This window comes from Exiguobacterium sp. s70 (assembly GCF_018618315.1).
Taxonomy (GTDB): Bacteria; Bacillota; Bacilli; order Exiguobacteriales; family Exiguobacteriaceae; genus Exiguobacterium; species Exiguobacterium chiriqhucha.
In genome coordinates this window covers 656,478-669,406 of the sequence record NZ_JACSLV010000002.1, presented here as the reverse complement: position 1 = coordinate 669,406, position 12,929 = coordinate 656,478, and the positions used below count along the sequence as shown (strand labels likewise).

Annotated in this window: 14 protein-coding genes; 3 read left to right on the top strand and 11 right to left on the bottom strand. The window is 52.7% G+C overall.

The window, feature by feature from the left end; all coding sequences use genetic code 11:
• Window positions 1-161 precede the first annotated feature (161 nt).
• From KNP84_RS08130 to KNP84_RS08115, 4 genes are all read right to left on the bottom strand, one after another.
• Window positions 162-911, bottom strand: a complete 750-nt coding sequence (locus tag KNP84_RS08130) for a TspO/MBR family protein (protein ID WP_215114583.1) — start codon at window positions 909-911, stop codon at window positions 162-164.
• A gap of 217 nt (window positions 912-1,128) precedes the next feature.
• Entirely contained in the window at window positions 1,129-1,941 is an 813-nt protein-coding gene (locus KNP84_RS08125; RefSeq protein ID WP_215114582.1) for an aldo/keto reductase, read from the bottom strand.
• A gap of 66 nt (window positions 1,942-2,007) precedes the next feature.
• Window positions 2,008-2,805, bottom strand: coding sequence for an ABC transporter permease subunit (locus tag KNP84_RS08120; RefSeq protein WP_214799710.1), 798 nt, complete (start codon window positions 2,803-2,805; stop codon window positions 2,008-2,010).
• On the bottom strand, window positions 2,806-3,678 hold the full coding sequence (locus tag KNP84_RS08115) for an ABC transporter ATP-binding protein (protein ID WP_214829937.1): 873 nt from the start codon (window positions 3,676-3,678) through the stop codon (window positions 2,806-2,808).
• Window positions 3,679-3,800: 122 nt separating this feature from the next.
• Between KNP84_RS08115 and KNP84_RS08110 the strand changes: the two genes are divergently transcribed.
• On the top strand, window positions 3,801-4,364 hold the full coding sequence (locus tag KNP84_RS08110) for a TetR/AcrR family transcriptional regulator (protein ID WP_215114581.1): 564 nt from the start codon (window positions 3,801-3,803) through the stop codon (window positions 4,362-4,364).
• A gap of 82 nt (window positions 4,365-4,446) precedes the next feature.
• Here the strand turns inward: KNP84_RS08110 and KNP84_RS08105 are convergent, their stop codons facing one another.
• From KNP84_RS08105 to KNP84_RS08085, 5 genes are all read right to left on the bottom strand, one after another.
• Window positions 4,447-4,794: a hypothetical protein gene (locus KNP84_RS08105; protein ID WP_215114580.1), complete on the bottom strand. Its 348-nt coding sequence runs from the start codon at window positions 4,792-4,794 to the stop codon at window positions 4,447-4,449.
• A gap of 21 nt (window positions 4,795-4,815) precedes the next feature.
• Window positions 4,816-5,934: an NAD(P)/FAD-dependent oxidoreductase gene (locus tag KNP84_RS08100; protein ID WP_215114579.1), complete on the bottom strand. Its 1,119-nt coding sequence runs from the start codon at window positions 5,932-5,934 to the stop codon at window positions 4,816-4,818.
• A gap of 76 nt (window positions 5,935-6,010) precedes the next feature.
• Window positions 6,011-6,745, bottom strand: coding sequence for a Bax inhibitor-1/YccA family protein (locus KNP84_RS08095; RefSeq protein WP_029595582.1), 735 nt, complete (start codon window positions 6,743-6,745; stop codon window positions 6,011-6,013).
• A 26-nt stretch (window positions 6,746-6,771) separates the two neighbouring features.
• On the bottom strand, window positions 6,772-7,296 hold the full coding sequence (locus KNP84_RS08090) for a type 1 glutamine amidotransferase domain-containing protein (RefSeq protein ID WP_021067315.1): 525 nt from the start codon (window positions 7,294-7,296) through the stop codon (window positions 6,772-6,774).
• A 99-nt stretch (window positions 7,297-7,395) separates the two neighbouring features.
• Window positions 7,396-8,316, bottom strand: a complete 921-nt coding sequence (locus KNP84_RS08085) for an NAD(P)-dependent alcohol dehydrogenase (RefSeq protein ID WP_215114578.1) — start codon at window positions 8,314-8,316, stop codon at window positions 7,396-7,398.
• 239 nt (window positions 8,317-8,555) lie between these two features.
• On the opposite strand from KNP84_RS08085, the gene KNP84_RS08080 reads away from it, so the two are divergent.
• Together KNP84_RS08080 and KNP84_RS08075 are read left to right on the top strand one after the other, a co-directional pair.
• Window positions 8,556-9,350, top strand: a complete 795-nt coding sequence (locus KNP84_RS08080) for a thymidylate synthase (protein ID WP_029595584.1) — start codon at window positions 8,556-8,558, stop codon at window positions 9,348-9,350.
• Window positions 9,347-9,826, top strand: coding sequence for a dihydrofolate reductase (locus KNP84_RS08075; RefSeq protein WP_215114577.1), 480 nt, complete (start codon window positions 9,347-9,349; stop codon window positions 9,824-9,826). Before KNP84_RS08080 ends, KNP84_RS08075 begins: the two co-directional genes overlap by 4 nt.
• Before the next feature lie 14 nt (window positions 9,827-9,840).
• Here KNP84_RS08075 and KNP84_RS08070 read toward each other — a convergent pair whose 3' ends face one another.
• Both KNP84_RS08070 and fumC read right to left on the bottom strand, forming a co-directional pair.
• The gene (locus KNP84_RS08070) at window positions 9,841-11,328 is read right to left on the bottom strand and encodes a GGDEF domain-containing protein (RefSeq protein ID WP_215114576.1); all 1,488 of its coding nucleotides are present in this window, start codon (window positions 11,326-11,328) and stop codon (window positions 9,841-9,843) included.
• Window positions 11,329-11,497: 169 nt separating this feature from the next.
• The gene (gene fumC, locus KNP84_RS08065) at window positions 11,498-12,898 is read right to left on the bottom strand and encodes a class II fumarate hydratase (RefSeq protein WP_058763516.1); all 1,401 of its coding nucleotides are present in this window, start codon (window positions 12,896-12,898) and stop codon (window positions 11,498-11,500) included.
• Window positions 12,899-12,929: the final 31 nt, after the last annotated feature.

The following is a 12,929-nucleotide window of genomic DNA, read 5'->3' as shown; positions in this document are numbered from 1 at the left end:
AAAGCGGATTCATTAGCTTTATCAAGCTATTTATGAAAACCACTTATAATCTATAAAGAATAATTATCCATCAAATATATTAGTATATAGGTTCAAAAGAACTTAAATATTCGCACAAAAAAGTGATAGCCTGATAGACTATCACTTCTCTTTACATTCACTTATTCGACCGTCTTGCGGGAATGGTGTAAAAATGAGCGCGGCTTCTTCCAAATGATTAAGCCGACATAACCGAGCGTGAGCAAAATCAAGGCACTGACGAGGACGACGTAAAGCGTCGCTTCCTCGATTCGTGCAAAGATGGCGATGTACGCCCAGACGAAGACGAGCGGATAGATGAAGTCACGATGCCACCACATGAAGACGAGCGCCAGGACGACCCCGACCATGAGCATGAGCGATGTCCAAGCAAGTTCGTCGAGCCCGAGCACGGTCGTGACCCGCTCCCGATTCATGACGACGAACACGTTGACGATTGTCGCGACGGAAACCCAACCGATATAAATCGAGAACGGGAACCGATCGAGCCAACTTGTCGACGTCCGGAAGGCGATGTAATAGAGCCAGGCGAGCGTCGCCAAGAAAGCGACCATGACGACGAGCGAGGCGATGAACCACTCGTTCGTGAACGTGAGCAACCAAAGGCCGTTCAAGATGCACGAGACGAGAAAGCCCGCTTTCATCCGATTCGCCTGCCGGTTCGCGACCGACCCTTTCTTCAATTGCAAGACGAGCCAGACAGCGAGCGCGATATAAATCACACCCCAAATCGAGAACGCATAGCCGGCCGGTTTGAAATAAATGTCGATGCGGTCCGACACAGCTGCGTTTTCACCGCTCGCGAAGTAGTTGATGACGACCGTCGCCAAAAATGCCAGCCAGTTGATTAAAGGCCATTTTGATAAGTCCATAAGTACGATCCTCCGAAGAAGACCTGACACCTCCTTTTTTAGCATAGTTTTCTATACCCATGTGCCAACGCTCATACACTTCTCGACTTGCTCCTAAATAAATCGTTAGACACATAACAAAACGACCCCGGCCTTAACCGGAGTCGTTTCGAAGAAGCGGCAGTGTCACCACATTCGAGATTGCCCACCTGAGTTCATGGACAAAAGCATCAATTGTTTAGAAATCAATCTCGTCCGGGTCTGGACCGAGACGGTCATGTGTTGCCACGGCATCGATTTTTGCCAAATCGTCTGCATCGAGCGCGAAGTCGAACACATCGAAGTTCTCTTGGATTCGGTGCGGTGTGACCGATTTCGGAAGCGCGACGTTCCCCGTGTCTAAATGCCAGCGAAGCACGACTTGGGCCGGTGTCTTCCCATGTTTCTCAGCGATCTCGGCAAAGGCCGGGATATCGAGAAACTTCCCTTGCATGAGCGGGCTCCATGCCTCGACTTGGATGCCCTCGTCTTGGCAATATTCGACGAGATCCGGTTGCGGGAGTTGCGGATGGAGCTCGATTTGGTTGATGAGCGGCGTCATGAGACCTTCCTGTTTCAACGTCTCGAGATGATGCTCTTTGAAGTTCGACACGCCGATCGCCTTGATTTTACCAGCCTCATAGAGGTCAATCAAATCTTTCCATGCCTCGACGAACCCGTCGACTGGCCAGTGGAGCAGACAAAGATCTAAATAGTCAGTCTCGAGTCGAGCGAGTGATTCGTCAAACGCCTCTTTCGTCCGGCGCTGGCGAATGTCTTCGTTCCAAATCTTCGACGTCAAAAAGATATCTTCACGAGCGACGCCTGATGTTTGAATCCCTTTGGCGACACCCTCTTCATTCTTATAGACGGCTGCCGTATCGATATGGCGATATCCGACTTTGAGTGCCTCGGCGACGGCCTGTGGCGCCTCCGTCTCGTTGTCGACTTGCCATACCCCAAAGCCGATCATTGGAATTTTGACACTATTGCGTAACGTTGCGAGTTGCATACAATCATTCCCCTTTCCAATCTGTTCGAGCTGATTGTATCATACCCGTCATTCTATTTCGAAAAACTAAATCGTCAAATCTTTTCGCGTGAAGCGTCCATAAGATAGGAGCATTGCGACGACGAGAATCCCCGCCAACAAGAAGAAAGAACGAAGCGTGGAATCCCCTTGGATTTGTGCGTTGGCGTCAAACAACGAGAAAATCGACAGCGCATTCAACCAGTCGAGCTGGTCACTAAATCCCGAGAACACGTTCGCCATTAAGAAGAGGGCGAATATCCCCCCCGTGACCATGTAGGACCGCGAGCTGTCGTCGAATAGGCTCGCGAGCACATAAGCGAGCGTTCCGAGCACGAGCAGCATCAGACCCGCGTTCAACTGAAGTGTCCACAATAAGCCGAGGTCAATCTGTAAATCAAACAACACGTTGGCGAGCATGAGACTAAGCCCATTCAGTCCGACGAGCAAGGTTGACGCCATCAAGAGCACGATCAGACTGGCCGTCACGTAACCGCTGCGCGAAATCGGTGCGGCCAAATAGAGCATGACCTCGCCTGAGTCGACTGGTTTGGCCATGAGCCGTGAGGCGAATGTGAGCGCGAACAGAATCGCCAACACGTAAAAGATGAGCCCATAGTAATTGCCGGCCAATAAATTCATGACGTTGTCCATCGCCATATTTGGATCGATTTTGAACACATCGAGCAGCTCAGGTGGCAACGAATCCAATTTGCCTTCAATCAGCCCCGTCTCTTGGATAGACGGGAACACCGCCGCCAAAAAGAACAAGTAGAGACTCGTCCCGAGCGAGTAGCCAAAAATCCAGCTCCGGTTTTGTTTGAACAGTGCCGAAATGAGAACCATTTAGTTCGCCTCCCCGTAATATTGCATGAACAGATGCTCAAGCTCGTCGGTGCCGCTCGACAACGATTGGACCTCATGACGAGTGAGCCGATGAATCAAGTCATTCAACTCCTCGACCGTCGACAAGTTGACAGTGACGACCACTCCGTCCCGCACACCAATTTCTTCGCTCAAGCGCTGAGCTGCCACCTCGTCCTTCAATTCGATTCGATACGTCTTCTGACTATGCCGTTTCAACTCTGTCATCTCCGCTTCGATAATCATCCGACCGTCGCGGATGAGCGCGGCCCGGTCGCATGTCTTCTCCATCTCGGGAAAGTGGTGCGAACTCATCAACACTGCCTTGCCCGCCGCCTTCTCCGAGATCACCCAATCGACGAGTCGTTCCTGCATGAGCGGATCGAGTCCGCTCGTCGGTTCATCGAGAATATACACGGGCACATCTTTCATGAAACACGTGACGATGGCGAGCTTTTGTTTCATCCCTTTCGACATCTTACGCACTTTGAGCGATGTGTCAAAAGCGAACACGTCACGCAACGTCCGTTCGCGCTCAGCACTTGTCGCATGAAGCTTTCGGGTAAGACGGATGACGTCCTCACCGGTCATATCCTGAGGGTAATTGATTTCGCCCGGTAAATAACCGACGAGCGCCTTCACCGTCTCGCTCTCGTTCCAACAGTCGTGACCCATAACGGTGGCACTACCGGAATCGGCGTGGAGCAATCCCATCAAGTGACGAATCGTCGTTGATTTCCCTGCCCCGTTCGGCCCGATGAAACCGAAGACGGTACCAGGTTCGACGGTGAACGACACGTCGAAGATGCCGTGGGATGAATCAAACCGTTTCGTCAATCCTTTCAATTGAATCACTGTCCTCACTCCTTAGTTTTGAAATATATAGTTTATATGATTACAAAACTAGTATATCACGTTATTTTTTGAAATGGAAATGGTATATTGGTTACAAAACTACAAAAGAAGCGAGGATGCCCATGGATGGATTCACAAAACGGACCGAGACGAAGCGACGCGCGATTTTAGACGCTGCCGTTCGACTGATGGCCGTGAAACAGTCCCGTTTCACGGTGAGCGAGCTTGCCCGCGCCGCCTCGGTCTCACCGGTATCGATTTATAATTATTTCGGATCGAAAGAACAAGTGATCATCGCCGTCTTGACCGAGATGACGGAAGAACAGATGGGATGGATTGAGTCACAAATCGCTGACCATGTCCCGTTCGATCAATTGCTGATTGAGATTTTGTCTCGTAAAATCGAGACGGCTGGGCTGTTCGACGAGACGATTACGACGATGATTCAAGCGGACGCATCGTGGCAACAGTTGGCCGGTCAGGGCTACGCCGCATTCCGGCAATTGATTGAATATGGAAAGACGAGCGGGGCCATCGACCCGGAGCTGTCGACCGATTCGTATTTACGGTACGTCCAACTCGTGCAGCAGGCGATTTTGTCCGACCCGAGCCTGTCGACGTCACCGATGACCGATTCGATGCAAGATTATTTCCGATTTTTCCTTCACGGCATCATCCGGAAATAACAAAAAAGTCGCCTCCCCCTTCATGTGCGTGTAAGAAGGGATAGGCGACTTTTTATATACCGTTAACGTAGTAGAAGAGATGCTATTCTTGAAGTTCAAGGGGGATGTACGAATCCACGTCCAATTCGTCTCCACAGGCGATAATCAGTTCCGAGCTTTCAGGCGTCATGAAAACGCCCATGCGTTGACAAACCAGTTCTTCCATCATCGGTTCAACATGAACGTGTCGACCGACTTCAAAGCGGTGTGCCATACGAATCAACTCCGTGCCAAGCCCAATCATGGCATTTCGGCTTAAGGAAATCATCACCTTGCTTTGTGGGCTGACATTTTCCCATGACTCATCAAACACCATGACCGTGCCTACATTATCCGCCAGCTGCTCAAACTCATCATTTTCATCGTCAATCAAATCAAATTCGTACCGCATTCGTACTCCCCCTTCTTATGATTAGCTGTCTTTCGTTCTAAACACCGATTCCTCGATTGGATAGAGTGACAGGTCAAGCTCGCAGTCCCCGGTCAGAACGAGGTCGGCGAGCACTTTCCCGATGAACGGACCGACCGTCAAACCGGACGAGCCGAGACCGTTCGCGACGAGCAACTGCTCAGCTCCCGGAACGCGTCCGAGAATCGGAATCGAGTTCGGGGTGACCGGGCGAAAGCCGACCCTCGTCTCAATCAGTTCGGCCTCAGCGAGTCCCGGGGCCGATTCCAGCCCTTTCGAGAGCACTTCATGAATCCCGATTGCCGTCGGCCGTGCGTCGAACGCCTTGTCCCGCTCGTGCGTCGAGCCGATGACGATTCGTCCTTCTTCAAATCCGAGCAAATAGCGGCGCCGCGGCGGCATGACGACCGGCCAGTCGGACGCATCCGTATCCGGAAGCTGTACGTGCACGATTTGCGCTTTCTCGCCAGCGACACGGGCCGTGTAACCGATTGGTTCCATCAACTCGGGCAACCACGCTCCGCAGGCGAGCACGATTTCATCCGCCTCAAAGCGGACCCCATCGCATTCGACATGATAGCCGTCCGCTTCGACGAGGACGGCCGAACCGTCAATCAAGGTCACACCGCGCTTCACGGCGACCCGTTCGAGGGCCACCCGCAATTTCTCTCCATCGACACGAGCCCCGCCTTCGACGAGGAGAGCGTCATATTCGTCCGAGAGCGGCGGGAATAGTGCTCTCGCTTCTTCCGCTGTCATCCGGGTCAAGTCGCCGATTTCCGGTGCTTCTTCTCGGCGTAGCGCCGTCCGTTCTTGCATCTCGTTCAATTTCTTGTCTTCATGCAAGGCGAGCGTCCCGACTCGTTTATAGCCGGTCTCGGTCTCGCCTTCTCGTTTCAAGTCATCGACGACGGTCGCATAGTAGTGAGCGCCGCCTTTGGCGAGCGCGTACCATGCCTTGTTCCGACGCTGGGCAATCCACGGGCAAACGATGCCCGCCGCGGCGTCGGTCGCACGGCCCTTTTCTTTCCGGTCGATGACGGTGACGTCGGCTTTCCCGGCCAAATGATACGCGGTCGAGATGCCGACGATTCCTGAACCAATTACAATCACTTTTTTCATAACTTAAGCGCCCTCATCGGTTTGATGACGGCTTCACATCCTTTCTTAAAAAAATCACCGGCCCGAAGGCCGATGATCAGTCGCGCATGGCGAGGCGATACAGCAAATCAAGTAGTTCAATGTAGAGCCAGATGAGCGTCACAATCAATCCGAACGCCGCGACCCATTCGAGCTCTTTCGGAGCCCGGCTCTCGACTTGACGAGCAATATAGTCGAAATCAAGCACGAGCGCGAGCGAGGCGATGATGACGATCACAAATTGCACGCCGATGGCGAGCGGAGACGATCCCGTCATGAACGGGAGCCCTGAACCGAAGAAACTCATTCCGATTTGGACGAGATAAAGCAACATGACCGTAAAGATTGCGGCCGTGACTCCAGCACGGAACTTTTGCGTCACTTTGACGAGACCCGTCGAGTAGACGAACCACATCGCGAACGCGACGATGAACGTCGTCAAGACGGCGCGCCCGACGATGCCTGGAAGCATCGCTTCGAAGAAATAGGAAATCAATCCGACGAACACACCTTCGACGATGCCGTACAACGGTGCGACGACGGGTGCCGTTCTCGGTTTGAACGTGATGACGAGCGCCAAAATTAAGCCGAGAATGAGCGAACCAATCATGAGCGGGAACAGCAATGCTTCTCCGATTGTCGGTACGAGCATCCACGTCGTCCCGGCGGCTGCCGTGACGAGCAAGAGTAGTGTGAACACTTTCGACCACGTGCCGGCTTTCGTCATCGGCGTGGTGCTATAAGCTGTTGTCTCCATCGATTTACGGAGAACTGGATTCGATTTAAGTCTCAACTGTCGTTAACCCCTTTATTCTATTTTCAGTGTTTGGCCATGACTTTGATGAATTCCCGCATATAGTCAGGCAGGTCAGGTGGACGGCGGCTCGAGACGATATGGCCATCGACGACGACCGGCTCATCATGCCAAATCGCACCGGCGTTTTCCATATCATCTTTAATGCCCGGTGTGCTCGTGACGTTGACACCATCGAGAATTTTGGCTGAAATCAACACCCAGCCCGCGTGACAGATTTGACCGATCGGCCGCTTCTCGTCATGCATATAACGGACGAACCCTTTCACCGAATCAAATCGGCGCAACAAGTCTGGGGACCAGCCACCCGGGACGAGGATGGCGTCGTACGATGAGATGTCGACGTCATCGAACGCGATGTCCGATTTGGCCGGGACGCCGTACTTGCCGATATAGGCGTGATCCGCCTTCTCGCCGGCCAGGATGACGTTTGCGCCTTCCTCGCGCAACCGATGGACCGGATACCATAATTCTAAATCTTCAAAGTCGTCGCTGACGATTTGCAGGACATTCTTACCTTGTAATTGCATCGAATCCCTCCCTTTATTTGTCTTTCACAAGTATACCCCATAAGCCACGTGGCGAAAACAGGGACTGTCCACCAAGTGCGCATCTCGCTCTCGATTGAATCAATTTGTTTGTGTCACGGTCACGATCACATTTCCAGCCTTTCCTCCGGCATCAACGTATCGGTGCGCTGCGACGATGTCCTCGAGCGGATAAACCGAATCGATGACAGCCTTTAACCGGCCGGCTTCAAACAGCTCGTTCAAGAAAGCCAAATCCTCTTTCCGTTCACTGGCAGGTCCTTGCCCAGCGACAGAACTGAATTTCCCGTGTGCGGCGACATGTTTCCGGGCCATCCGCTTATCGATGTTACCAGCCGCATCGAACACAGCGTCGTATGTGGTCAGTTTCTCGTCGTAGCCGTCTATGGTGTAGTCAATCATCACGTCCGCGCCGAGATTTCTGACAAGTTCGAAGTTTCGCTCCCGACAGACTGCCGTTACGTGAGCCCCGTAATATTTCGCGATTTGAACGACCATCGAACCGACTGCCCCGGACGCCCCGTAAATTAATACGGTCTTCGCTTGTTCGATGTTCGCTTTACGCAAAAAGTGAAGAGTCGTCGTCCCGCCGAACGGCAAGCTGGCTGCTTCGACAAAACTAGCGTTGTTCGGCATGCGCTCGACACATTTACTCGCTTTGACACACGCATATTCAGCATAGCCGCCGAACCGCATCCCGGTCAGTGCATAGACGCGGTCGCCGACCTTGAACTGCTCGACACGGCTGCCCGTCTCGACGACCTCGCCTGCCAAGACGACACCGAGAATCGGTTGGCGCGGTGCCTTGAAACCGACGACGATTCGCATCGGCAGCTTGCCTAGAGCCGGTACATCGAGTGACCGCAACCGCCGGTCACCTGAATGGACGGCTGTCGTATGGACTTGAATCAATAACTCGTCCGATTTTGGTACAGGCTTGTCGACTTCTTGAAGCTGTAACACGTCCGGTGGTCCATATGCGGTACAAATCACTGCTTTCATCATGTTCCTCCTCACAAGACTGAACAAAACAATGAGCTGTCACGACAAAGGATTTTTGCACGTTTTATTCTACTATTGTCACATCTTCAACTTGTGAAACGTCAGCGTATAAAAAAATTGAAATACACTTATCTGTGACGTAGCTCTACTATATATTGTGTCATTTACTGATATTTTATATGAAATCTTACTATTTTTTGATAGGGTAAAGAAGAATGAACGAAGGAGGTATTTCTACTATGAAACAATACCATGATTTATGCACCCATATCCTCGAGCACGGTGTCGTCAAAGAGGACCGCACAGGGACCGGGACGACGAGCGTGTTTGGTTACCAGATGCGGTTCAATCTTCAGGACGGATTCCCCCTGGTCACGACGAAAAAACTACATACCCGCTCAATCATCCATGAACTGCTCTGGTTCATCACCGGCGATACGAACGTCAAGTATCTTCAAGATAACGGTGTCCGCATTTGGAACGAGTGGGCAGACGAAGACGGCAATCTCGGCCCTGTCTACGGGGCGCAGTGGCGCTCGTTCCCGAAACCAGACGGCACGAGTGTCGACCAACTCGCGCAAGTGATCGAGCAGATTAAGACGAACCCTGATTCGCGTCGCCTCATCGTCTCGGCATGGAATCCAGGGCAACTCGAGGACATGGCGCTCCCGCCGTGCCACCTGTTGTTCCAATTTTACGTCGCGGACGGCAAACTATCATGCCAGCTCTATCAACGTAGCGCTGACACGTTCCTCGGCGTACCATTCAACATCGCGTCATACGCCTTGCTCACGCACATGGTCGCCCATGTGACCGGCCTTGAGGTTGGCGACTTTGTCCATACGCTCGGCGACGCCCACATTTACCATAACCACCTCGAACAAGTGAACCTTCAATTGACACGTGAGCCACGCCCGCTCCCGACATTGAATATCTTGCGAGATGTGACGTCGATCGAGGACTTCCGTTTCGAGGACTTCGAAATCGTCGGCTATGACCCGCATCCTCATATCAAAGGAGCGGTCAGCGTATGATCGTCCACGTCGTCGCCATCGGAAGCAATCGAGAAATCGGGAAAGATAACGCCTTGTTGTGGCGCCTGCCCGATGACTTGAAGCAGTTCAAAGCTATCACGACGGGCCAAACGGTCGTCATGGGTCGTAAAACGTTCGAATCGATCGGTCGTCCGTTACCGAACCGCCGCAATATCGTCGTCACGTCAGACCAATCGTTTTCAGCTGAAGGTGTCGATGTCTGGCACGACCTCGAGTCGCTCAACACCGAGACGACAGACCTTTACATCATCGGCGGCGCGACGCTTTATGAGCAAACACTCTCGATGACGGACCGGTTCTATGTTACTGAGGTCGACGGCACGTTCGAGGCGGACACGTATTATCCACCGCTGCCGGACGGGCTCACCGTGACGGACGAACAGTTCCATCCGGTCGACGAGCGGCATGCCTATAGCTTCACTTTCCGTCAATATGACAAAAGGGACATCGACTGAGTCGACGTCCCTTTTTAGTCGGGCAATTTTTCGAGCCATTGCTCGATTTTTTCAGTGATGACATCATGATGGTCCTGTTCGGCCAAGTCGTCGTATAGCGTACCGAGCTCGAGTGCCGTCCGTTTCGACAACGCTAACACATGACTGTACTTGCCACGCTGCTCTTTGACGGCCGAGAGCGTCCCTCTCGTCTCCGTCGCACTCGATTCGTCTAAAATGAACATCTCCATATGATCGTTACAGGCGTAACGGTCGTAAGGACGATAGATGACCTCGTATCGTCGATGCTGTTTCGGCAACTGTTCGGCGAGCATGATGTACTTCTCCGGGCTCATCGTCACGTAAGCGAGCCGTTTTTCTTCCCGGACCGCCGTCGAATAACGGATGATTCGATTGCGACCGTCACGCTTCGCCTTGTAGAGCGCCTCGTCGGCGTAAGCGCACCACTCCCCGAGTGTCATCCCGGTCTGACAGACGCGCGTATAGCCGATGGACACCGTCACGTGATGCTCGTATGTAAACGTCATCTCTTCGATTCGGCTGCGGACCCGTTCGAGCACCGCATCGACGACGTGGCGCTCGGATACGTTCAAGATGATGAGGAACTCTTCCCCGCCGTAACGAATCAACTCGTCACTCGAGCGAATCGCCAAACGAACCTCCTCGGCGACGCGATGCAGCACCTCGTCCCCATACGCATGACCAAACGTATCGTTCAACTGCTTGAAATGGTCGATGTCGAGCAGCGCGAGGGTGAAGCTTTCACCGGACCGCTCTAGACGGGACATGAAGCGACTGAACGTCGCTTTCAAATATTTACGGTTGAAGGCGCCTGTCAATTCGTCGACGAGCAGCGCATTCGAGACGAGCCGTGCCTTCTCGATATGATGTCCGAGCCGCACGAGCCGCTCTTCCATCGGGATCCATTCTTCCCAATAGTCATCGAACCCATACGAGTAGGCGGCGAGTCGATAATGTTCATTCGTTCCGATCACAATGAGCGGGACGTACAGCTTCTTCATCTTGCTGACGAACGATTGGATTGCCCGCTCCGGGAAGCGTGCCCACAGTTCGACGTCCATGATGATCGCCTTCGGCACATCTTCATAATCGTATTCGACGGCTTCTTCTAACGTCTGTAAAAAGACAGGACGCGCCCCGAGCTTTTCCACCCGCGGCTTATAACGGCTGAACGTCGCAAAGTTGTTCGACAAAATCAAGACGAGGTCCTCGTCTTCTTGCTCGATGCCGAGGATCGTATGGATATATCGTTTCACCGGGGCAATCAACGCCATCGCTTCTGCTTGCGTCAGGACGGCCGGCAACTCACGCACGTCAGATTCGACACGACTGAAGATTTCAAGCAAGTGCATGAACCGTCGCTGTTTCACTTCTTGTTTCATCCAATCCAATAAAAACTCGATGTCTGTTGTTTGAATCTGTCTCGCGCTCGTGATTTGCGCCAAAATCTTATGTATACGATCTGTGAGTTGCTGCTTCATTCCCGACCCCCCAGTTTCGTTCTCCCGATATTCGCTTCTGACTATGATTATGCGACTTCATCCACGAAAATACAACTATTTACTTATTTTTTTCCTATTGTTTTACAGAAAGTTAGTGCTTACGACCTAATAGATAATAATTAAAGAGCGGTCATGGACCGCCCTTCCCTTATTTACCAACTTTTAGGTTAGGAGATGTCATCTCTTCCGGACGAATCCATTGATTGAACTGCTCTTCCGTCAATAGTCCAGTCTCGAGCGCCGCTTCCTTCAACGACGTCCCATTTTTATGGGCGAGCTTCGCGATTTTGGCTGCGTTCTCGTAACCGATATGCGGGTTGAGTGCCGTCACGAGCATGAGCGACCGTTCTACGTTGTGTGCGATGACGTCCAAATCCGGTTCGATGCCGACGGCGCAATGCACGTCGAACGAATGTAGACTGTCCGTCAACAGACGGCACGTCTGGAGGAAGTTGTACATGATGACAGGCTTGAACACGTTCAACTCGAAGTTTCCTTGGCTCGCCCCGAATCCGATTGTCGCATCATTGCCGAGCACTTGAGCCGCGACCATCGTCAACGCCTCGCTCTGCGTCGGGTTGACTTTTCCTGGCATAATCGAGCTGCCCGGTTCGTTTTCCGGAATCAAAATCTCGCCGATACCGGCACGCGGACCAGAAGCGAGCCAACGGACGTCGTTGGCGATCTTCATCGCGTCCATGGCGAGTGCTTTCAAGGCACCATGTGTGAATACGAGCTGATCGTGGCTCGTGAGCGCATGGAACTTGTTGACGGCCGTGATGAACTGTTTGCCGGTCTCTTGCGAGATTTTCTCGGCCACAACTTCGCCGAACTGCGGATGGGCGTTGATGCCCGTCCCGACTGCCGTTCCGCCGAGAGCGAGCTCTGTCAACGGTTCGAGCGTACGCTCAATCATCTGTTTCGACAGCTCGAGCATACGGACCCAACCGCTAATCTCTTGACCGAGCGTAACCGGCGTCGCGTCTTGCAAGTGCGTCCGACCGATCTTCACGATGTCCATGAATGACTCGGCTTTCTTCGCGAGCGTCGCGTGGAGCGCCTCGATTGACGGCAACACATGGTCCTCGACTGCTAAGATGGCCGCAATGTGCATCGCCGTCGGATACGTGTCGTTCGAGCTTTGCGACTTGTTGACGTCGTCATTCGGATGGATCGTAAGCGTCTGACCACGCTCCTTCAACTTATCGTTCGCCAAGTGGGCGATGACTTCGTTGACGTTCATGTTCGACTGTGTCCCTGAACCCGTCTGCCAGACGACGAGTGGAAACTCGGCGTCATGTTGCCCAGCGACGATCTCATCGGCGACTTCGGCGATGACGTCGGCTTTCGCTTGCTCCAACACACCGAGCTCAGCGTTGGCAAGTGCGGCACCTTTTTTCAAAATCGCGAAGGCATGCACGACCTCAAGCGGCATTTTTTCCGTCCCGATTTTAAAGTTCTCTAGACTGCGCTGTGTTTGGGCTCCCCATTTGGCTGAAGCCGGAACGTTGATTTCCCCCATCGTGTCCCGTTCGATCCGATATTCCATGAAAATTCCCCCTCTTTTTTTGACTACGCTT

Coding starts and splice junctions, on each gene's coding strand:
- KNP84_RS08090 (WP_021067315.1), bottom strand. CDS start 7,296: ATGCAATTACAAGGTAAGAATGTCCTGCAAATCGTCAGCGACGACTTT.
- fumC (WP_058763516.1), bottom strand. CDS start 12,898: ATGGAATATCGGATCGAACGGGACACGATGGGGGAAATCAACGTTCCG.
- KNP84_RS08075 (WP_215114577.1), top strand. CDS start 9,347: ATGATCGTCCACGTCGTCGCCATCGGAAGCAATCGAGAAATCGGGAAA.
- KNP84_RS08120 (WP_214799710.1), bottom strand. CDS start 2,805: ATGGTTCTCATTTCGGCACTGTTCAAACAAAACCGGAGCTGGATTTTT.
- KNP84_RS08105 (WP_215114580.1), bottom strand. CDS start 4,794: ATGCGGTACGAATTTGATTTGATTGACGATGAAAATGATGAGTTTGAG.
- KNP84_RS08070 (WP_215114576.1), bottom strand. CDS start 11,328: ATGAAGCAGCAACTCACAGATCGTATACATAAGATTTTGGCGCAAATC.
- KNP84_RS08080 (WP_029595584.1), top strand. CDS start 8,556: ATGAAACAATACCATGATTTATGCACCCATATCCTCGAGCACGGTGTC.
- KNP84_RS08085 (WP_215114578.1), bottom strand. CDS start 8,316: ATGAAAGCAGTGATTTGTACCGCATATGGACCACCGGACGTGTTACAG.
- KNP84_RS08130 (WP_215114583.1), bottom strand. CDS start 911: ATGGACTTATCAAAATGGCCTTTAATCAACTGGCTGGCATTTTTGGCG.
- KNP84_RS08100 (WP_215114579.1), bottom strand. CDS start 5,934: ATGAAAAAAGTGATTGTAATTGGTTCAGGAATCGTCGGCATCTCGACC.
- KNP84_RS08110 (WP_215114581.1), top strand. CDS start 3,801: ATGGATGGATTCACAAAACGGACCGAGACGAAGCGACGCGCGATTTTA.
- KNP84_RS08125 (WP_215114582.1), bottom strand. CDS start 1,941: ATGCAACTCGCAACGTTACGCAATAGTGTCAAAATTCCAATGATCGGC.